Source organism: Isoptericola nanjingensis (assembly GCF_050311635.1).
GTDB classification, from domain to species: domain Bacteria; phylum Actinomycetota; class Actinomycetes; order Actinomycetales; family Cellulomonadaceae; genus Isoptericola; species Isoptericola nanjingensis.
Window position 1 is genome coordinate 106,310 of record NZ_JBNOZL010000004.1, and the last position, 21,607, is coordinate 127,916.

Consider the following 21,607-nt stretch of genomic DNA (forward strand, 5'->3'; position numbering starts at 1 on the left):
ACGGGACACGAGGAGGTGGGGCGAGCGTGCCGACGACGCACACGACGCCGCAGCACAGGCGACCGGACATCCTGCTCGTCCTGGTCGACGACATGGGGTTCTCGGACATCGGCTGCTACGGCAGCGAGATCGAGACGCCACGCCTCGACGAGCTCGGCCGCGCGGGGACGCGCTTCACGCAGTTCTACAACTCGCCCCGCTGCTCCCCGACGCGCGCGAGCCTCCTGACCGGGCTGCACCCGCACCAGGTGGGCATCGGCATCCTCACGGGCGACGAGCGTCCCGACGGGTACGCCGGCGACCTGTCGGAGGCGTGCCACACGGCGGCGGAGGTGCTCGGCGGCGCGGGGTACGGAACCTACCTGTCGGGCAAGTGGCACCTGTCGGCCGACATGGAGAACCCGTCGTCGTCGTGGCCCCACGCGCGGGGCTTCGAGCGGACCTTCGGGACCATCGACGGCGCGGGCTCCTACTTCGACCCGTACACCCTGCACCGCGACGGCGTGGACGCGTCCGCCGAGGCGCAGGACCCGGACTTCTACTACACGGACGCGATCGCCGCCAACGCCGCCCGGTTCGTCGCGGAGCACGCCGAGAGCCGCCCGGACGACCCGATGTTCCTCTACGTCCCGTTCACGGCCCCGCACTGGCCGCTGCACGCCCGGGACGAGGACCTCGAGCGCACCGCAGGCCGGTACGACCAGGGGTGGGACGCCGTCCGCGAGCGTCGGCACGAGCGGCTCCGCGCCGAGGGGATCCTCGACGAGTCGGTCGCCCTCAGCCCCCGGGACGCGAGCGTGCCGGCGTGGGAGGACGTCACCGACCCGGAGTGGCAGGCCCGGCGCATGGAGGTCTACGCGGCCCAGGTGCACGCGATGGACCGGGGCGTGGGGACGGTGCTCGACGCGCTCCGCGCGGCCGGCCGCCTCGACGACACGCTCGTCGTCTTCCTCTCCGACAACGGCGCCTGCGAGGAGGAGATGCCCCCGGGCGGCGACCCCGCGTTCGCGGAGCTGCCGATGGTGCCGGACGCGTCCCGCGACGGCAGGCCGGTCCGTCTCGCCAACGACCCATCCGTCCTGCCCGGCGGCGAGGACACCTACACGAGCTACGGGCGCGAGTGGGCCAACGTGTCCAACACGCCGTTCCGCGAGTACAAGCACTGGGTGCACGAGGGCGGCATCTCGACGCCGCTCATCGTGTCGTGGCCGAGCCGCCTGGGCACGCCTGCGAGCGTCGTCCGGACGCCTGCGCAGCTCGTGGACGTCCTGCCCACCCTGGTCGACGCGGCGGGGGCGGCCGTGCCGTCCGAGCGTGACGGTCGCCCGGTGCCGGCGCCCGAGGGCGTCAGCCTGCTGCCGCTGCTGGAGGGGCAGGCCCTGGAGCACGGGCCGCTGTTCTGGGAGCACGAGGGCAACGCCGCCGTCCGCGACGGCGACTGGAAGCTCGTGCGCAAGCACGGCGAGCCGTGGGCGCTCCACGACATGGCGGTCGACCGCGCCGAGCTGCACGACGTCGCGGCCGACCACCCGGACGTCGTGGCGGCGCTGGACGCCCGATACCGCGAGTGGGCCGACCGCGTGGGCGTGATCCCGCGCGAGCGCATCCTCGCCGCCTACGCCCGGCGGGAGAGCTGACGCAGCAGGGCGCGGCGCGCGAGCGCCGCCACCGGTCACGAAGCCGTGGCCGGCAGATGTCATCGAGGAGGAACGGCATGATCAGGTCGGCACGGCCGATCCGCGCGGCCGCGGCACTGGCCGTCGGGGCGCTGGGCATGTTCGCCGTCGCGGCGTGCGGCGCCCCGCAGTCGGAGGACGGGCGCACCGTCGTCCAGGTGTGGCACGGCTTCACGGAGGCCGACGGCACGGTGGTCCAGGAGATCGCGGACGACTTCAACGCGTCGCAGGACGACTACCGCGTCGAGGTCGAGGTGAACCCCTGGAACGTGATCTCGGACAAGCTGATGCCGGCCGTGAAGGCGGGCAACGGCCCGGACCTCGTCGTCCAGGGCGTCGACACCGGCCAGGGGTACGTCAACCGCGGGGTCTTCCAGTCGCTCGAGGACTTCTACGACGACCCGGCGAACGAGACGGACACCTACTACGACCACGTGGTCGACTACGGGGTCTTCGACGGCGAGCACTACGCGGTCCCGATGGGGTACGCGCCCTACGGGATCTGGTTCAACAAGAAGATGTTCGCCGAGGCGGGCGTGACGGAGCCCCCGAAGACCTGGGACGAGATGTTCGCGCTCGCCCGCAAGCTCACCGTCGACGAGAACGGCGACGGGAAGCCCGAGATCTACGGGCTCTCCATGGCCGACAAGGCCGCGACGTTCCTGCCCTGGTGGCTGGCGGCCGACGGCGGCGACGTCTACGCCGACGGCGAGGTCACCCTCGACTCGCCGGCCAACGTCGCGACGCTCGAGCGGTGGCGCCAGGCGTACGCCGAGGGGTGGGGCCCGACGAACGTGAGCCTCCCCGAGGCGGTGGACCTGTTCAAGGCAGGCAAGGCCGCCATGGTGCCCATCGGGCCGTGGATGATCGGCATCGCCGACTCCGTCGACCTCGACGTCGGCGTGTTCGAGATGCCGTCCGGCACGGAGAAGGTCTCGGCCCCGGCGGCCGCGAACTACTGGTGGCTGACCGAGCAGGCGCAGGGCGCGACCAAGTCCGGTGCGTACGCCTTCATGCGCTACTTCAACTCGCACGAGTCGCAGGTGAGGTGGGGCCTCGAGGCCAACTACCCGCCGAACCGGACCGACATCGGGGCCGACGAGCTCGCGAAGAACCCCTACGTCGCGACCATGCAGTCGTTCGTGCCGCACACGGACATCCCGCTCGCCGGGATCCCCGAGGGCATCACGGACATCAACGCGGAGCTCGACACGCTCTCCGTGCACGTCACCCAGGGCTCCGGCGGCGACGTCGGCACGCTCACGCGCGAGACGGACGACGCGATCACCGACATCCTCTCGGAGGACGAATGAGCACCGCCGCCACCGAGCCCCGCCGGACACCGGATCCCGACAAGCCGGCACACGACAGGCCGGACCAGGACAAGGAGAGAGCGATGGCGACGACGGTCCGTCCGCCCGCCGGCTACCGGGCGCCCAGGCAGCTCGGCGGAGGGCCCGGGACGTCCCGCTGGACGCGGGCGGGGAGCGGGAAGGTCGCGCTCTTCCTGGGGCCCGCCCTCCTGGTCATCGTGGCGTTCGTCTTCGTCCCGGCGCTCAGCGCGCTGTGGACGTCGTTCACCGACGACACGGGGTTCGGCGAGGCCCGGTGGATCGGGCTGGACAACTACGTCGAGGCGTTCACGAGCCCCTCGGTGCTCCGGGCGATCCTCAACACGCTGCTCTACGCGGCGATGTACGGGCCGCTCGTCATCGTCGTCGGCCTGGCCGCGGCCCTGCTGCTGAACCGTCGCGACATCCCGTTCCGGGCGTTCTTCCGCACCGCGATCTTCCTGCCGTTCGTCATCTCCATGGCGGTGGCGTCGCTCGCGTGGAACTTCCTGCTCGACCCGAACCTCGGCCTCCTGCCGTACTGGCTGGGCAAGGTCGGCATCGAGATCGGCGACGTCTTCGCCTCGCCCACCTGGGCGCTGCCCGCCGTGACCGCCGTCGCCATCTGGAAGAACTTCGGCTACTTCATGGTGATCTTCCTGGCCGGGCTCCAGGGCGTCCCCGCCCACCTGTACGAGGCGGCCCGCCTCGACGGCGCGAACGCCTGGCGGCGGTTCCTCGCGGTCACGCTGCCCGGGTTGCGCGGCACGATGACGTTCGTCGTCATCTTCGCCATCGTCGGCGCGTTCCAGGCGTTCGACCAGATCTACATCATGACGCAGGGCGGTCCCGACCACGCGACCGAGACCATCGTCTACCGCATCTACACCGACGGGTTCCGCGACTTCGACCTGGGGTTCGCGTCCGCGCTCTCGTACATCCTGCTGGCCATCACGCTCGTGCTCGGGCTGATCCAGCTGCGCGTCGGTGCCAAGCAGGAGAAGGAGCTCGAGTGATGGCAGCAGTCGTGCACGCCCCCGCCCTCCCGGCGCGGCGCCGGCGCCGGGGCCTCGACACGCCGTCGGCGTGGAGCCGCACCGGGGTCCTGATCGGGCTCGTGGCGCTGACCGTGGTCACCGCGTTCCCGGTGCTGGTCGTGGCGCTCGCGGCCTTCTCGCCGGAGAAGGACGTCAACTCGTGGCCGCCGAGCCTCGTGCCCTCGGGGCTCACGCTGGAGAACTTCAGCGCGCTCGCGGGCCGGCTGCCGGTGCTCGCGCAGTCGTGGAACTCGCTCCTGTTCGCGGGCGGGGTGACCCTGTGCGCGCTCGTGCTCAACTCGCTCGCCGCGTACGCCCTGGCGCGCATGGAGTTCCGCGGCCGCACGGTGGTCTTCACCGTGCTCATCGCCACGATGATGATCCCGTTCCAGGCGCTGCTCGTGCCGATCTACGAGATGACGGCCGAGCTGGGCTGGGTGAACACCTTCGTCGGGCTCATCGTGCCGCGCGCCGCGGACGTCGCGGGCATCTTCCTGCTGCGGCAGTTCTTCATCACCCTGCCGCGCGACCTCGACTCCGCCGCGCGGCTCGACGGCGCCGGCGAGTTCCGCATCTTCTGGTCGATCGTGCTTCCCAACGCGAAGCCGGCGCTCCTGACGATGGCGTTGTTCCACTTCGTCAACAACTGGAACGACCTGCTCTGGCCGATGATCATGACCAACGACTCCGCGGTGCGGCCGCTGACGGCCGGGCTCGCGCTCCTCACCGGCTCCGCGACGGGGGCCGCTCCCTACGGCGTCCTGATGGCCGGCGCGCTCGTCGCGATCCTGCCCCTCGTGATCCTGTACCTGCTCGTCCAGCGACGCTTCATCGAGGGCGTCGCGCTCACCGGAATGAAGGGCTGACCCGATACCCATGACTTCGTACCCCTCGAACGCTCCGCGCCGCGACCAGGACGGCGGCGCGACGCGGTGGTTCGCCGACGGGCGGCTGCACTTCGGCCTCGGGATCGAGGACACCTTCGTGCCCCAGTCCTCGGCCGGCGAACGGCGCCTGGACGAGTACGAGCTCACCGAGCACTACGAGCGGTACCACCAGGACTTCGCGCTGGCCGCCGACGTGGGCGCGACGTTCCTGCGCTGGGGCGTGCCGTGGCACCGCGTGAACCCCGCACAGGGCGCGTGGGACTGGTCGTGGACCGACCCGGCCGTCGACCGCCAGCTCGAGCTGGGCATCCGCCCGATCCTCGACCTGCTGCACTACGGCACCCCACTGTGGATCGAATCGGAGTTCGCCCACCCCGACTACGCGCGGTACTTCGCCGACTTCGCGGTCGCCGTCGCCGAGCGGTACGGGGACCGCGTCACCGACTACACGCCGGTGAACGAGCCGATGATCCACGCGCGGTTCTGCGGCGAGCTCGCCTACTGGCCCCCGTACCTGACGGGCGAGGCCGGGTACAACGCGGTCAGCGTGGCGCTCGCGCAGGGCTTCGCGCGGGCGCAGCACGGCATCGCCGACGTGCTCGGCGAGCGCGCCACGTTCGTGCACGTCGACGCCACCGCCCGGTTCGCCGGCGACGTGGACGGCGAGCACCGCGAGACCGTCGAGCTCCAGCGCGCGCAGTCGTTCCTGGTCGAGGACCTCGTCACGGGCAAGGTCGACGGGCGGCACCCCATGGCCCGCCGGCTCCTCGCGACCGGGACCGACGAGGCGACGCTGGACTGGTTCACCGGCCACGCCGCGCTGCCCGACGTCATGGGGGTGAACTACTACCCGCGCCTCTCCACCCAGCTCATGGAGGACGGCGTCACCCACGCCGGCGGATTCGTGGACCCGTGGCCGACGCAGGACGACGGCGTCGACGGCCTGGAGGACGTGCTGCGCACGTACGCCGAGCGGTACGGCGCGCCGGTGATGCTCAGCGAGACCTGCGTGACCGACACCCCCGAGGCCCGCGTGGCCTGGCTCGAGGACTCCGTCGCCTGCGTGCAGCGGCTCCGCGAGGACGGCCTCGACGTCGTCGGCTACACCTGGTGGCCCCTGTTCGACATGTACGAGTGGACCTACCGCCACGCGACCACACCCCGCGCCGACTCACTCCTCCCGATGGGGCTCTTCGACCTGGTGGAGAGCGACGACGGCTTACAGCGGCGCCGGAACATCGTCGCCGACCGTTTCCAGGAGCTCGCGAAGTCGGGCCTGCCCGTGCCGTCGAGCGCGGCCGTGCCGCGCTGAGGACGGCACGATGAATTCGCGATCGAGGGACGCCGGGCGGGATCGAGGACGGAGGACGACATGCGCTCGCCGGAGCGCATCACGGCGTGAGCGAGAAGATCGAGCGCTCGACCGTGGCCCTGCTCAGCGTGCCTTCAGGCAGGCTGCCCCACGCGTCGAGCAGCTCCACGTAGCGGGCATAGTCACGGGTGCGATCGAGTCGAAGTGAGAGCCCCGTCCTGTCGGGCGATCCAGCGCTGGACCGGAGGTCGAGGATCGGAGCAGCGCCGCGATCGTCGGGTCCGCCCGTGGCTGTCGTGAAGTAGAGCCACTTGGTGAAGAACGCGGGGCCCAGGTACCGGATCCGGCCCGGTCGGTTGTTCAGGGCGTAGAAGCCGGCGAGGGCGCCGTCCCGGCGTGCAGCAGCGGCGCCGTCGCGGAGCTTTTTCAGGACCTCCCGCTCGGGGGCGCCCTGCCCGTCGCCACTCAGGACGCGGTTCGTCCGGTAGGGCCCGTAACCGGACGGGCCGTAGCCCCAGATCATCGCGGCGATGAACGCGAGGTCGTCCCTGCCGTCGTCGTACGCATCGAGCACGAGTCTGGTGGTCGCCGCGCGGTCCACCGTGGACGGGACCTGGTCCAGGAACGGACCGATGCCTGGCACACCTCGCAGCCGCGACGCCCAACGCTCGCGAGTCCATCGCATCCCCTCCTGCCCCTGCGGTCGAACGGCGCCGTCGCCGAGCGACTGCGCGAGATCGTGGGGGAGCGGTGGAACGGTCTCCAGAGGACGGAGCAGGTGCTCGTAGGGCATGTCGGTCGCGGCCATGGGATCAGTCCTTCCCCGTGGACACCGACGCGCGGGCACCGGCGCGCCGCATCTCCCCGCGCCGTCGCCATCGGGAGAGGTACCTCAGGTGCCGAGGAGCCGCGGCACGGACGTGGGCGGACCAGAGGGTCTCGACGACGGCCGCGGCGGTATCGGGGATGTCGACACCGCTCTGGCGAATGCTGTTCCAGTTCGCGCCGGGGGCTCTCTCTGCGAGCAGGGCCACAGGCAGCGGGTCGGCGTCGTCGACGACGAAGTCCCAGTCGACCTGGACGTATCGGGTTTTGTCCGCGGAGGGGTCCTCGGCAGCGTTGTCCTCCACCAGGTCGCGGGTCCAGCCAGTGGCCACGATGCCTCTCGGACCGTCGCCCTGTCGCAGCAGGAAGGCGCGCTGCCCTGCGGGGACAGATCGGCGGCGACCTATCGACCAGGCCATGGGCGTCAACCGCCCGGATTCGGTGCGCACCTGCTGTTCGGTGCGCTCACCTTCCGCGAAAGTCCAGCGCTGGGGATTCCACGTGAGCACGATTGCCGGCAAAGTGCCTCCTCCTCCAGGTTCGACGCGACCGTACGGCAGTGCGCGTGATCCTCGGCGGGCGTCGGCAGCGTGGCGAGGGTGAAAATGGCGATGCGGCCCGTACTGACGCGCTCAAGCACCGAACTCGTCGAGCATACGAACGAGCTGACTCCAGGCGTCGTCGGAGACGAGCGCTCGGGCACGGCCGGCAACCGCGTTGATGTCGTCCACGAGCCGCGCGGCCGTGTCGCCGCGACCATCGGCGTACCGGACGTCCAGGAGGTAGGGCGATTCGCGGACGGCGTGCATCGCCACGGTGTCGAGGAAGACGGCGAGTGCGCGGGCTGCACGTCGACGTTCGAAGGCCTCGCTCTCCTTGTGCGCGTCGGCAGTCCCGGCGTCTGGGGTCGCGGGTTCCTGAGCCTCGACATCAGCGTCCAGCTCTGGGACCACGACCCGAAAACGGCCCTTCCACAACCGGCTGAACGCCTCGTCCACGGCGAGGCTGACCACGGTGCCGATCTCAGCGTCGCTGTGATCGGTCTCGTCGATGGACTCCCGAAGCCCGGCCACCTCGTAGGCGAACCGGAGCAGGTTGTCGTCCGTCATCGACGCCCCGACGACGAGGAGGTGCTTGGTGAGCATGAGCGACTGGACGAGCGAACCGACCGGCTTCCAGCGGGTGTCGTAGTGCACGAACGAGCTGCGCGACAGGACGATCGACCCGGGATGCCTGACATCGCCGTGCATCTTCAACAGCCAGGGACGCTCGCTCGATGTCCGCGCCCACGGCAGGACGTCGACGGCCGAAATGCCGTTCGGCCCGCGGGACGCTGTGACGGCCTGCTCGTAGAGCCGGTCGTAGTTGGTGGTCACGGCTTCCCGCACCCGGAGGCTGGCGAGCAGGGCGTGGGCGAGGCTCGGCCGTGCCGAACGTTCCTCGACGACGTCCGCCACCAGTCGGCCGAGCTCTTTCTGCGAGCCGGCCGGGTCGGCCTTCCGGTTCGCCGCAAGGGTCACCTGGACGAGCTCGGCCTGCTCCAGCGGGCCGAGCTTCTCGATCCGGTCCTTGAGCTCGTCGAGGTCGAGCCGGTGGACGAGCTCTGACAGCAGCCCGCTCCAGGACGGCAGCCCCGCAGCGATGCTCACCCCGGCACCGAAGAACAGCGCCACCTCGCCCCGGCGGACTCGCTCCCCGAGTGTCCTGGCAGTGTCGGCGTTCGACCCTAGAGGCGCCGGCACGTCCGTCTCGCGACGGCGATGCTGCAGGGCGGCATAGTCAGACCGCTCCCACGCGACGAGCGCGACGTCGACGCCGAGCTCTGCTGTGGCCTTGCCGAGAGCGGAGACCAGCGCAGCGATGACCTGGCCACGCCGTCCGCCCAGCCCACCACCAGCGGTCCCGAGGACGGGCATGGCGACGAGGGGAAGCTGGCGTCCCGCCTCATTCGCGGTACGGAGCAACGCAGCGCCTGAGCGCTGGACGATCGACTCCACCACGCGGGCGGCGACGTCCCCGATGCCGGACGGTGATACCGCGACGGTGTCGACGAACCACACCTCGGGTGCCGATCCGCCCCGCTGTACGCGAGCCGTCTGGGCGGCACCGGGCCCCCAGCCCTGCGGCCGGAGGTCGTCCCAGGAGCCATCAGGTCCGAGCCCGGCGGTCTCGCGCCACTGTGCTCTCACCCCGAATCGAGCGTCCGTGGGGATGACGACGGCGTCAGCGCTCAGGGAATCCAGCCGTCCGTTGACCACGAAGAGGTGTCCGCGCGTCATGGGGGAAAGGTAGGGGAGCGCACGTCTTCTCGCGCGATGGTCGTCCCGCTCTTGGCGGCGAAACCATGGCTCCTCGTGCACTGGGGCCGAGCGGGGGCGCGCAGAACCCCTAGTTCTGTGCGGTCGCTGCGGACGAGACTGAGACCTGGGGAAGGAGACCGCTGCGCTGTCCGTTCCAGAGCACCACGAGCTCGTCGCGTGCGCGGGTGGCCGCGACGTAGAGAAGCGACCGCTCCCGGAGCTCGGCGTCGGCACGGTCGGCCTCGGGCAGGGACGACAGCCCGACGCCCCATCCGGCCTCGTCCGGAGAGACGCCGAACAGCACGACGCGCTTGAACTCCATGCCCTTGGACCGGTGCATGGTCATGACGAGCACGCTGCCGGTACCGGTCGCGGCGTCGTCCTGGATGAACTTGGCCTTGATGTGGCGCTCGCTGAGTGCATGGACGACCTTGTCTCCCATGACCTTGGTGCGAACCAGGACGCCGATCGTCTCGGGGGCGTCGCCGCTGTCCAGCCACGTCTGGGCGAGCTCTGCCGTGCGCTCGTACTCGTCGACGAGGGACGAGACGCCGACCTCACGGGGCGCGGGACCGGAACGTGCGGAGCGGTACCCGGTGACGGTGGCGTCCTCGGCCTCCATGTCCACCCAGTTCTCGCCGGCCAGCACGCCGACGGCGTAGTGGAGCACCTGCGCCGTCGTGCGATAGTTCAGCGTCAGCCGCCGCGAACGGCCGCGGACGTTGATCCCGTAGCGCGACAGCACGATCTTCTGGCCGTAGATCCGCTGCTGCGAGTCCTCGGCGAGGAACAGGTCGTTCGGCCCCTGCGCGACGAGGGCGCGCAGGAGCACCAGGCGCGACGGCGCGAGGTCCTGGCCCTCGTCGACCAGCACGTGGTCGGCGAGACGCGTCGATCCTGCGGCGGACATGGTGTCGAGGTGAGCGGCGGCGATCATCGCCTTCTCGTCCCAGTCGGTGGAGCCGGCGGCGTCCGCGGAGGCCCGGTACGCCTCGACCACCTTCCAGACGGCCACGCGCTGGGCGCGGTTCAGGGCGACGCCGCGACCCGGTCGACGGACCCGCAGGTATTCGTCGCGGGTGGTGACCTTGTTCGGCACGACGACGGTCGCGTACTCGGCGACCATGAAGGCCTGGCTGCGGAGCTCGTGGTTCAGGTCCGCACCTGCCGTCCCGAGTGCAGCCTCCCAGCGTGCCGCGGCAGTGGGGTCCAGGACGTACGGGGAGCGCGGACCGAGGACGGATGCGACGGTCTCTCCCCAGGAGGGCGACGCGACGTGCACCTCCTCCGCCTTGGCGATCACCCGCCGTGCGATCGCGTCCACGCCCGCGATGTACACCCCGGGCTGCCCGAGCTCGCCGGCGATCGGGATCCGCGGGTCGAGCATCTTGAGGGTCTCGAGGAGCGACGAGGCCAGCGTCCTGTTGAACGTCGTCAGGACGACGCGGGCGTCCGGGTTCTGGCGGGCCAGGTGTCGCGCCCGGTGCAGCAGGACCACGGTCTTGCCGGTGCCCGCGCCGCCGGAGAGGCGGAAGGAGCCGTTGCGGTGCTTGAAGGCGTAGTCGCGCTGCTCGGGGTGCAGGAACACGCGCCAGCGGCCGAAGTTGTCGTCCTCGATCGCGGCGCGCAGCTCGGCGTCGTCCTCGATGAACGCGAAGTCCATCTGGGCGGCGGGCTGCTTGAGGGCGGTGAGCAGCTGCTCGTCGCTGCCGGCGTCCGGCTCGACCTCCGGCGTGATGAGACCGAGCTTCTCCTTCACGACGGTCAGGGCGGTGCCGAACGAGAGGTCCAGCAGCGCGTCGCCCTGCCATGAGGCGGGAGCGCGTTCGGCCACCGCCAGCATCTGGTCGTCCGTCTCGGCAAACGACGCCTCGGTGGCGGTGTCCGTGTCGATGCCGAGGTCGATCAGGTCGGCGACGGAGATCCCCTGCGTCTGCAGCAGGGGGTAGGTCCGCAGGTCGACGTCGTCGGGCTTGGGCTTGGGCCTGGCGGCGAGCTCGGAGACGTGCTCGTACACGGGCGGACTCGCGACCTGGTCCGCCTTGACCAGCTCGGCGATGCCGTTGCGCGGGTTGATGCGCACGACGGCGTTCTTGGCGTAGGTGATCGCCTCGTCGTGCGGGTAGGTCCCGAGGTAGACGTAGTGCGCCTCGGCGGCCTGTCCCTGGATCTTGACCAGCACCGCGCGCCAGAAGTCGTTGACGCGGCCCGTGCGGATGCGCGAGTCGGCGGAGCCGTTGATCGGCTCGATGTGGAGGCCGGGGGCGGTGTCGTCGTCCTGCAGCTTCTCGAGGAAGGCGAACGCGGCCTTCCGTACGGCGCCGTCGAGCTTGCCGAAGGACGGTCCCAGGATGATCTGCGGCATCGGTCGTGCTTCCTCCGGGTCAGTGGGTCAGCGCTGCACGGATGGCAGCGGAGTCGGGATCGAGGACGGTCCAGCCCTCGGCGACGAGGAGCCCGACCGTCGCCTCGTCGAGGTCGTCGGACCGCACGGTCACCTTAAGGGCGGGCCACGACAGGGAGAGCGGCACGCCGTCGCCGACCTCGTCGCCGATCGTCGGGGCGGCGACCCCGAGCTGGGCGACATCGAGAATCTCGACCAACAGGGCGTGCTCCGCCTCGGTGGCGAGCGCATCCACCTCCTGCCACGCCGGGTGGGCGTCGAGCGCGCTCCTGAGCGCCGTCTCGATCCGGCTCGCCTCCTCGGCCTCTGCCGCCGACGGCTGCGCGGTCGTTGCCGCAAGGCCGGTGACTAGTGAGCGGGTCGTGATCCGCACGGGCAGGTCGTCACGGAAGTTGAGCAGGTTCGACAGCCGCAGCCATTCGCGCCACGCGGCCTTCTGCTCGCGGCCGAGCGCGTCCGGGGCGTCGTCGAGGACGACGGCGATCTCGTACGTGCCCAGGGTGAACTCGCGGACTCCGATCGCCACGGTCCCGTGGTGCCACACCCCGCCGAACCGGGTGCCGCTGGGCAGGTCAGCTCCGTCGAGCACGTCGAGGGCGATGCCGTCGATGCCGACCTCGGTGGAGATGACACCGCCCGTGAGCGACGGCGCCGCGAGGAGCGGCATCCAGCGGGCGAGCTGGGCTCGCCCGTCCGGGTCAGGGCGGTCTAACCAGTCGAGCAGCAGGTCCAGGGGCGGACGGGCCACCAGGCCGACCGTGGCCGGCGAGAGAGAATCCTTCGCGCCCGCCAGGACGGCGGCGGTCGCCTGCGGGTGCAGCCACGGCACGTCAACCGTGGTGGGCTGCGTGCCGTCGAGGTCCTCCCAGGTGAAGGCGAGCACTTGGTAGCCGAGATCGCGCAGCGCCTGGCGCTTGGTGGCGTCGTCAGCGAGGCGGTTGACGGCGGGCGAGGCGTGGAACCGCCACCCGTCCGTGTAGACGGCCGTGGGGGGCACGTTCGCGCGGTCGCTGCGGAGCACGAAGTCGGGCTTGGTCCCGGCGTCGTGCACGAGCACCTGGGGCTCGAGCCGCCAGAGCGCTCCGCCCGGCATCGTGATCGACCAGGTGTTGCCCTGGGGGCCGGGCTTCTCCGTGATGGTCGAGCCCATCTGCTCGAGGCGCTGGCGCAGCACCTTGCGGAAGAGCAGCTCGATGTGGGACTCGGGGTCGGCCACGACCGGCTCGTCCACCGTGACGGACCACGGGCTCGTTGCGGGGACCGTGTCGTCGGCACCGACCTGCGAGCGCCCGAGCAGGATCGCCTTGAGGTGGCGTGCAGCCGACGCGCGGGAGACGTGCTCGACGTGTTGGGGGGCGGCGTGGGGGAGCAGGCAGCGCTCGCACGCGAGCTTGATGGCGGTCTGGCAGGAGCAGTCCTCGAGGTGCTGCCAGGCGTCGCGCAGCATCACCCAGACGGCCTCGTGGTCGGCGAGCTCGGCGAGGTAGCCGGTGCCGCCGCGGACGACGTCGTGCAGCAGCAGGGCCTCGGCGGGGCTGTCGGCGGCGGGGCTGGGGTCGACGACGTCGGTGACCTCGAGGTGGTCGGGGTCGCCGCCGATGCGGATGCGCACGGCCAGCAGGAGAGCGGCGCGCAGGGACGGCAGGGAGAAGTCGTCACCGATGGTCACGGACTCGGGCAGCCGCAGCACCAGTCCTTCGGTGGTGAGGGACCGGGCGAGCGCCACCGTGCGGACCTTCTCGTTGCTGGCCTTGCGCAGCGGGCACCACGGCCTGTGCTCGGAGGCGCGGTTGGCCCCGGTGGAGGTGTCGAGCTTGCCGCACTGCTCGCACACACGGAACATCGCGACGTCGTGGGGCTGCCCGGCGAGCTCGACGGTCGCGCCCTGCGCGGACGCCTTGCCCAGGTTGAGCCAACGGATGGTCATCTGCCGCTGGTAGCGGGCACCGAACCCGTAGTCCTTGACGAACCATTGCCGGGTGACGGCCGCCGGGTCCACGTCGGCGAGGGTGCGGATGGTGAAGCGTTCGCGCTCGCGCTCGTCGTGCCGGTCGTCGATGGTGGCCTCCTCGCGCCGGATGACCGACGAGACCCGCTTGAGCTCGACCACCTCGACCTGCTGCGCGACGTCGGCGATGCCGGGGTCGCCGCAGCGCGGGCACGCGGCGGGGGAGGCCTCCGCTCCCGGAGCGCCGGCACCGGAGACGTCCTGGGTGTACCCGCACTGCGGGCAGCACGCCCAGGTGCGCAGCGCGTCGTCGTCGCGGCCGAGGTCGAGCGCGTCGATGGCGATGGCATACCCGCGGGCGTAGAACGTGGAGCCGGGCGCGAAGTCTCGCAGAGCCTGCGCAGAGCCTCGGTTCAGCTCCATGTGCTCGGTGCGGAAGTCCTGCGAGTCGGGGTCGACCCAGGAGAGCGAGACCTCGAGCGACACGGAGTCGTCCAGCAGGGTGTAGTTGGGCAGCAGGCCGTGCTCCTCCAGCACACCGACCCAGTGGTCCGAGGACGTCTGCGCCAGCTGGTACTTCGTGAGCTTGAGCGCGGCCTGCGCGGTGCGCAGCGCGCGCTCGTCGTCGCTCGTGGCGGCGGGCGACCCGGCCTTGATGCGCAGACCGTCGGCCGCGTTGATCGCCGTCTGGATCTCCTTCTCGCGGTACGCGAGGGTCTCCATGCGGGACCGCCATGCGAGGGACGCGGCGTGCGCCCGGGCGGCGAGGTCGGACGGCACCGGCTCCCCGTTCACGGTGGACGGCAGCGCCCAGGCGTGCAGACCGTCCTTCACTTCGTCGGCGAGTTCGCCGAACCCGTCGAGGAACCGGTCGAGCATGGCCGGGCCCTCGGCCTCGGACAGGGCGACGAGCTCGCCGAGGAACGACCCGGGCTCGCTGTTGCCGAGGGCGTCGGACGCCGTGCGGGGGTGCGGGGCGTCAGCCCGGCGGGCGAGCTCGTCGGCGACCGACGCGACGTACTGGCGGCGCAGGATCTCCTCGGCGCCGAGGTACGTCGCCGGTGGCCGGACAGCCCCGTTGATGACGCCGCCTGGCTCGCTGAACCGGGGGAGCTGGTCGCCGCGGGCGGTGACGAACGCCAGGGCGAGGGAGTTGCCGGTGAGGCGCCCGGCGCGGCCGACACGCTGCAGGTACGACGCGACCGTGCGAGGCAGGGAGGACAGCACGACGGCGGACAGGTCGCCGATGTCGATGCCCATCTCCAGCGTCGGGGTCGCGACGAGCACGTTGGGGGCGTCGGGCTCCGGGCTCTTCGACTTGAACGCGGTCTCGTAGGCCAGCCGGACCTCGTCCTCCAGCATGCTGGTGTGCTCGCGGGCGACGACGCGCGCCGGGTCGGAGTCCTCGTACATGCGGCGGTAGAAGTTGTCGGCGACCGCGTGGCGCCGCAGCCGTCCGGTGCAGCGCGCGACGAGGCAGGGTGCGCCGTCGAGCTGGTCGACGACGGTACCCGTCGCGGGGAGCGCCGTGCCGCAGTCGGTGCACTCCAGGCACCGGTCCCCGGCGTCGAGGGCCACGGCGTCGGCGGCCTGCACGGTGACGTCGTGCGGGTCCAGGTGGTACGTCGTGCCACCCGACGACGACAGGAGAGTCCCGACGACGTCGAGCCGCGAGAGGTGCTTGAGCAGCAGGCGGGCGAACGTCGCGCCCTCCGTCTTGTCGACGTGCAGGCACTTGTGAGTCCATGCGGCGTACCAGCCGCGGGGTGAGCCGACGGGTTCGAGGTCGTCGCCGGCGCTCTTCGCGCCCGCGCCCGTGGTGACGGATCCGCCGACGCGCGGGTAGCCCGGCGCGCTGCTGCCCTTGCCGAAACCCGGCATGCCGTCGTGGCGGCGGCGCCCACCGGTGACCCACCAGCGGTTGCCGTCTTCTTCGCGGAACTTCTTGAACCACTCGTGGTCGATCGCGCCGCGGGTACGCATGTGCTCCAGGACGCCGCGGACCCAGGCGCGCAGGTCTGCCTCGGTGGGCTCGAAGTCGTCGAGCACACCCTGCCGGTCGGCCTCGTCGAGCGCGGCGCGGGCAGCGGCGAGCAGGACGTCGGGGTCGGCCCGGACCTCGGCCACCAGCGTGCCGGTGGCCTCCAGCGTGCGGCCGACGGCGGAGCGCAGGCCGTGCTCCATCAGGACGTCGAGCAGCAGGCGACGGCGGACCCGCTTGCGCACCGTGTGGTGGACCTTCGCCCACGACTCGGCCTGCCAGAACGGCGCGAACTTCTCCCGCTCGGCAAGGTCCGGCGGCAGCAGCCGGTACCGCTTGCGGGGGTCGTCCCCGGCATCGGCGACGACCCGGTCGACGAGCGTCTCGAGGTCGACGGGCTCGTCGCCGACGGCGTTCCTCAGCACCGCGCGCAGCGTCAGCACGTGCGAACGGGACTGGACGAACCCGGCGCGGTGGGCGGCGTCCTGCACGGAGTCGGTGAAGACCAGCGCCTTCTTCTCCGCCGGGTCGAGCCCGGCGGTACCGAACAGGCTGGACAACGACACCGACAGCATCGTCGCGATGGCGGAGCCGAGGAACCGGATGCCGTCCTTCTGCCCGCACGAGGGGCAGTCGTCGTCCTTGGACGGCTTGCCGCCGGCGTCGTCCATGGGGTGCGCGAGGACGGGGAGCACGCCCGCCTCCGCCTCGTCGCCCGCGGGCACGGCCGTCACGAGGCGGCGCTGCCCGACGAGGAACCACCACAGACCGTCGACCTTCTCGCCGGCCTCCGCGCGCTCACCCTCCGCCGGGGCGTGGACGAGGGCGCGGAACCGCTCGTCGCTGCGCAGGTGCCGCCCACGGATGTCGTTGTCCTGCGTGTCGAGGTCGGTGCCCGTCGGGGCGAGGGCCACGCCCCAGCCGGATCGGCCGCAGTGCCGGCAGTAGACCGCCGGGAACACCCGGGCGGCGTCTCCGCCGCCGTCGTCGTCGCCGTCCTCCACGACGACACCCTCGTCCTGCCACCGGAACTGTGCCACGCCCGCCGTGGTGCGGTTGAGGCGGGTCAGCTCGCGCGTCCACAGGTGGACGTCCAACGACAGCGCCCCTCGACCGGTCACCTTGCGCAGGTGCGACAGCGCGGCGAGCACTGCGGTGAGCGTCTGCTCGGCGCGCCCCGGCCAGGTCGGGTCGGACGACGGCGGGAACAGGTCGGTGACCAGGTCCGCCAGGTCCACTGCCTGCTCCGTGCGCTGCACGAGGCCGCGCTCGCCCGTGACGAACGGGTGCGCCTTGACCAGGTCGAGCAGGTCGTCGTCGGAGTTGGCCGACAGGTCTGGCCGCTCGCCGGAGGGGTCGACGTGGCCGCTGCCCCCTGCCACCCGGAACAGGTGGGACAGGACGGTGCGCGTCGTGGCGTCGGGATCGGTCGGGTCGCCCGCCCAGAGGGCGTCCAGCAGGTCTCGGGCGACGACGTCGTCGACCTCGACCGGGCGCAACCCGCGGGCGCCCGCGACCATGTCCGCGTCCCCACGCCACTCCGCCAGCGAGAGGCGGGACTCCGTCACCACCGAGTCGGTCGGGAACTCCTCGCCGAACACCGTGCGCGCGAACTCGAGCATCGCCGTCGCGTCGCCCTTGTCGCCGAGCGTCGCCGACGTCGCCACCGGGGTCACCATGCCCAGGGGACGTGCGACGTCCGCGTCGGTGAGCCCGGCTGCCGAGAGTGCTTCGGCGTCCGTGGGCCAGTGCGACTTCAGCGCCAGACCCAGCCGCCGGATCAGCATCGCCACGTCCGTGCCCTGCGCGCCGTCGTACGTGTGGAACTCGTCCAGCACCAGGTACTGCAGGGAACGGGCGCTCGCGGACCACAGCTTCGCGTCGTCGCGGCGCAGCAGCAGCTGGTCGAGCATCTTGTAGTTGGTGAGCAGGATGTCGGGCGGCGAGTCCCGGATCACGGGGCGGTCGTTGATCAACCCGGCCCGGGTGACCTTCGTGCGGGTGGGCCCCTGCTCGCCCGTGTACAGCGCTGCCGTGATCCCGGCCAGCGCGGGCTGGGAGGTGAGGAGCTCGGTGAGGCGCTTCGCCTGGTCGTTCGCCAGCGCGTTCATCGGGTAGAGGATGACGGCCTTGATGCCGCCCAGACCGGCCCGCTTCGCGCGCAGCACGTGGTCGAGGATCGGGTAGAGGAACGCCTCCGTCTTGCCCGAACCCGTGCCCGTCGTCACCAGCGTCGGCTGCGGACGGCGGAGCCCGCCGTCCGGTGCCAGCGACGACAGTCGCTGGAAGGCTGCCGCCTGGTGCCCGTAGGGCGGGAAGCCCTCGTACCAGTCGAGCGACTCCCGCCAGCCCGGGTCCGCGGCGCGGAACGGCAGCCGCAGCCGCACGTACGGGCCACGGAAGAGACCCGACTCCGGCGACCGCAGGAACTCCTCCAACGACGCCCGCGTGCTCGCGTCCGCCAGGGCGAACGTGGTGCCCAGGTACTCCAGCAGCGCAGCGCGCAGCGACTCGGCCTGGGACACGGGGAGGAGCTCGCTCACCTCGGCATCGTTTCAGACTCCCGAGGCAACTTCCCAAGCAGGGGTTGGCGGAGACCCAAGACTTCACCCGCCAGGGGGGAATGTGCTTGCCCCGCGCGCCGATACGGTCGGCATCACTGACGGAGAGGATTCTGCGATGAGCCGCACCGACAAGGGGCGACGGACCAAGAGTGAACGTGCTGAGAGGGTGCAGGACTGGGAGGCTGATCCGACCCTCGACCCGACCCCGATCCTTGACGCGGAACGGGAACAGGGCGCGAGCATCGGCCGGTTCAACCTGGCGGTCGTCGGCGGAACTGGCGTCGGTAAGTCGTCCCTCATCAATGCGATCTTCGGCAAGGACAGTGCGCCGACTGGCGTGGGAATGCCTGTCACCAAGGGCATCGACTACCACCTCAACCCGGACGGATCCCTCGGCATCTGGGACTTCGAGGGGTTCGAGGCGGGCTCGGCGAAATCGCCTGAGGACCACGTCGCCGAGGGTCTCGGCGAGATCGCTGCCGGGCCGCGAGAGCAGCAGATCGCTGTGGTCTGGTACTGCATCCAGGCGTCGTCGGGACGGATCACCGAGAACGACATCCGTCTGATCAGGACGTTCGCGGACAAGGGTCTGCACGTCATCCTGGTGCTCACCAAGGTGCAGCGTGCCAAGGAGGGCATCACCGGCCGCTGGGCGCCGTCTGGTGAGGCGAAGCAGATGCTCGAGTTTCTCCAGGACCCGCGGGACGAGAGCGGGAACCTGATTGATCTCCCCGTCTCGGGCACCGTCATGACGGCCGCCGTCGATCAGGGGAAGTTCGGCGGCCCGAAGCACGGCCTCGAGGATCTGCTCTCCCAGACGCTGGAGACATCCCCGGAGGAGAACCAGGATGCGCTCCGGGTTGTCCAGCAGCTGTCTCTCCCGCTCAAGCGAGAGCTGGCGCAGCGCTACATCAACTCGGCGGCGGCATCCGCCATGGCGATCGCGGCGACCCCCATCCCTTTCGCCGACGCGGTGGCGCTCGCACCCGTCCAACTGACGATGATGGGTAAGGTCGCCGCCGCCTACCGGATCGACCTCAAGGTCGTCCTGTCGGCGCAGGCGCTGGCACAGCTCGGCGTGCAGTACGCGGGCAGGGCGGCAGCGCGGAGCATCGTGAAGGTGATCCCCGGCGTTGGTTGGATCATCAACGCGGCGGTGGCCGGCACCATCACCTACGTCACAGGGCAGTCGTGGATGCGGTTGTGCGAAGCGGTTCACACCAAGAAGGTGAACCTGGACGACATCGAGCAGGCTTGGAAGGACTATGGGCCGAGCGCACAGCAAGTGCTCAAGTACTACATGAAATTCGCCAGGATGTCTCGGAACAATTCCCGGCCTGCCTAAATGTGTACCGTGACCGAACCGAGTCGCGCTCAGCTATCGCGAGAGTTCTCCCGTCCCAAGACCGCGCTCGGCCGGATAATGCCTTATAGGTCTGCGACCTGAGACGGACACTCGGGCAGATCTATGTCGGCGAGGATGCCTCGATAGAACGGCTATCGGGAAAGAACTGCTACCGGTGCGCAAACATGCGGGGCGCGGAGGCGTGGGCTGCTGCATCGACGCTCAGAACAAACCTCCGCGAGGCAAGGATTGCGAGTCCACAGGTTTCACTCGTAACGAATAATGAGCCACGCTCCGCGACACATTTCCAGTGGTCTGCGAAGTCGCGAAGCAGGTTCCGCTGTGCGTCAATGCTCTTAGAAAGCTGTTGCGGTGACAGCCCGCCGTCGCCATGAACGAGTGAGTTCCGGAGATCAACAACTCGCAAGAGACGGCCAATGGGGCCATCGTGATCCCTCTCAACTCCGTAAAGCATCTGCAGCCACGATATCCGGCGCGCCCAGCTCGTGCTAACATCGTCTCTCGCCTTTTGATATAGCCATGAGCGAACGTCTGAACTTCCAGCTGGGCCCAGGACTGAATTCATGCCTGAATCTGTGAGCCCGTCGGCGTAGGACTCCGCGATCGCGCAGGATGAAACTACCAAGTGGCGCCTCACGCCGGGGTCGCTTGTCGACGATTCGCTGAGCGCAGCAAGTCCGATCAATGCACTCTCTGCCCACGAACTCAGAGTCACAGGAATCATGATGCGTTGCGAGCGCTTTTGTAGGCAGCCCGTGACAGGCTACTTTCATCGCGAAGAGATCGGGTCAATTTCGATTCTGGCATTCTTGCCGCCGCGCCCGCCAGAGCGGGGATGCTTAACGGAGTCGCTTGCCTGAGGGCGTGTAACAGGTGGTCCTCCGTTGTCAGCTTTAGTGAGGAGAGCAGCCAAATTGCTTGTGTGCGTACCGTTTCATAGCGTGACGTCGCTTGCTCATGTGCCCATTTTAGCAACGCCTCCCCGTCCTCCTCTTTGGCCTCCTGAACGCCAATGGACTTCTCAATCTGGTCCAGAAGAACCAATTTCGCCCAGGGGCTCTGCCGACCCATGTTACAGAGAGTTCGAAGGGTGCGCCTATTGGCGGCCGCTTCGTTGGCATTGCGGCGTTCGACATAATCGAGGACCTTGCCGAGCCACAAAGGGGTTTCGAACACGATCTGCTGGAGAATGTCGTCTCCAATACGATTGTGGTCTGACGCTAGCGATGAGAGAAGGGTGGGCAAGAGTTCAACGAACGGCTTCTCCGGCGAAGATTTGAACGAATTATTCTCCCATGCCCGCAGAACTGCCCACTCGCCGTTTCCTGCAGATGGACTTTCGAATATGTCGTCGTCAGATGGACTTCCGAATATATCTTCGTCGTCATCAAACACTTCGTCGTATCTCGAAGTGCGCGTTGTGCGGACGACGATTCTGTCATTAAGCAATGAGGATAGAAGCTCGTTTCCGTGCGCATCGCGCTCCCGCGCTGTTTCACACTTCATTACCGAGGTCTTGGAAGTGGACAACACAAGTCCGTAGTCGCGAATCACTTCCGCTGCGATTTCGATCACCGTGTTGGCTGATTCCCAAGTGTTCGATAGGACCCGGAAGTCGTCGGCATATCGTTCCGCGGAGATCCCCTCGCGGACCAGCCTGCGTTCGACCGCTTCGAGGTACGTGTCAGCCAGTAGGTCGCTAGGGCTCATGAGTTGCGGAAGGCCGTGACCTCGCGGAGAGATTGAACCCAGGAGTCCATGAATAGCCTTCGGAAGCGCAGGGCTTCCTGTCTGGAGGGTGAGTTCACGGCGCAGTAGTTCGTGGCTTATGTACTCATAGCAGGAAGCAATGTCGAATTCAACAATGTAGCCACTGTCAAAGGCGCCCATGCCCACCTCGGTCATTCGTTCCCAGCGTTCTTTCGTGCGCGAAGGCGGGGGAAGATCCGGAGCTACCGCGGAACTTAACGCGTAGT

The 21,607-nt window shown here is 69.7% G+C and carries 12 protein-coding genes; 6 read left to right on the top strand and 6 right to left on the bottom strand.

The annotated features are described in order from the left end of the window. Positions 1-26: 26 nt before the first annotated feature. The 5 genes from ACQP6G_RS08735 (at position 27) to ACQP6G_RS08755 (ending at position 6,243) form a co-directional block, all read left to right on the top strand. A complete protein-coding gene (locus ACQP6G_RS08735) occupies positions 27-1,637 on the top strand; it encodes an arylsulfatase (protein ID WP_429763893.1) in 1,611 nt (536 codons plus the stop codon). A gap of 77 nt (positions 1,638-1,714) precedes the next feature. Then, positions 1,715-2,989, top strand: coding sequence for an ABC transporter substrate-binding protein (locus ACQP6G_RS08740; protein WP_429763894.1), 1,275 nt, complete (start codon positions 1,715-1,717; stop codon positions 2,987-2,989). An 83-nt stretch (positions 2,990-3,072) separates the two neighbouring features. Then, positions 3,073-4,023, top strand: coding sequence for a carbohydrate ABC transporter permease (locus ACQP6G_RS08745; protein ID WP_429763895.1), 951 nt, complete (start codon positions 3,073-3,075; stop codon positions 4,021-4,023). Beyond that, positions 4,023-4,910 carry a carbohydrate ABC transporter permease gene (locus ACQP6G_RS08750; RefSeq protein ID WP_429763896.1) on the top strand — a complete coding sequence of 296 codons (888 nt, stop codon included), beginning with the start codon at positions 4,023-4,025 and terminating at the stop codon, positions 4,908-4,910. Before ACQP6G_RS08745 ends, ACQP6G_RS08750 begins: the two co-directional genes overlap by 1 nt. Positions 4,911-4,920: 10 nt before the next feature. Beyond that, positions 4,921-6,243 carry a family 1 glycosylhydrolase gene (locus tag ACQP6G_RS08755; RefSeq protein WP_429763897.1) on the top strand — a complete coding sequence of 441 codons (1,323 nt, stop codon included), beginning with the start codon at positions 4,921-4,923 and terminating at the stop codon, positions 6,241-6,243. A 79-nt stretch (positions 6,244-6,322) separates the two neighbouring features. On the opposite strand, the gene ACQP6G_RS08760 is transcribed toward ACQP6G_RS08755, so the two are convergent. From ACQP6G_RS08760 to ACQP6G_RS08780, 5 genes are all read right to left on the bottom strand, one after another. Beyond that, a complete protein-coding gene (locus tag ACQP6G_RS08760) occupies positions 6,323-7,051 on the bottom strand; it encodes an 8-oxoguanine DNA glycosylase OGG fold protein (protein ID WP_429763898.1) in 729 nt (242 codons plus the stop codon). A gap of 4 nt (positions 7,052-7,055) precedes the next feature. Beyond that, positions 7,056-7,400 carry a hypothetical protein gene (locus ACQP6G_RS08765; protein WP_429763899.1) on the bottom strand — a complete coding sequence of 115 codons (345 nt, stop codon included), beginning with the start codon at positions 7,398-7,400 and terminating at the stop codon, positions 7,056-7,058. Positions 7,401-7,700: 300 nt separating this feature from the next. Next, a complete protein-coding gene (locus ACQP6G_RS08770; RefSeq protein WP_429763900.1) occupies positions 7,701-9,347 on the bottom strand; it encodes an SIR2 family protein in 1,647 nt (548 codons plus the stop codon). A gap of 109 nt (positions 9,348-9,456) precedes the next feature. Next, complete coding sequence (locus ACQP6G_RS08775; RefSeq protein ID WP_429763901.1) at positions 9,457-11,733, bottom strand: UvrD-helicase domain-containing protein; 2,277 nt, start codon at positions 11,731-11,733, stop codon at positions 9,457-9,459. 19 nt (positions 11,734-11,752) lie between these two features. After that, on the bottom strand, positions 11,753-18,244 hold the full coding sequence (locus ACQP6G_RS08780; protein ID WP_429763902.1) for a DEAD/DEAH box helicase: 6,492 nt from the start codon (positions 18,242-18,244) through the stop codon (positions 11,753-11,755). A 136-nt stretch (positions 18,245-18,380) separates the two neighbouring features. Here ACQP6G_RS08780 and ACQP6G_RS08785 point away from each other — a divergent pair, with 136 nt between their 5' ends. Then, a complete protein-coding gene (locus ACQP6G_RS08785) occupies positions 18,381-19,610 on the top strand; it encodes a DUF697 domain-containing protein (protein ID WP_429763903.1) in 1,230 nt (409 codons plus the stop codon). A gap of 741 nt (positions 19,611-20,351) precedes the next feature. On the opposite strand, the gene ACQP6G_RS08790 is transcribed toward ACQP6G_RS08785, so the two are convergent. After that, on the bottom strand, positions 20,352-21,536 hold the full coding sequence (locus tag ACQP6G_RS08790; RefSeq protein WP_486606400.1) for a reverse transcriptase domain-containing protein: 1,185 nt from the start codon (positions 21,534-21,536) through the stop codon (positions 20,352-20,354). Between the last annotated feature and the right edge of the window lie 71 nt (positions 21,537-21,607).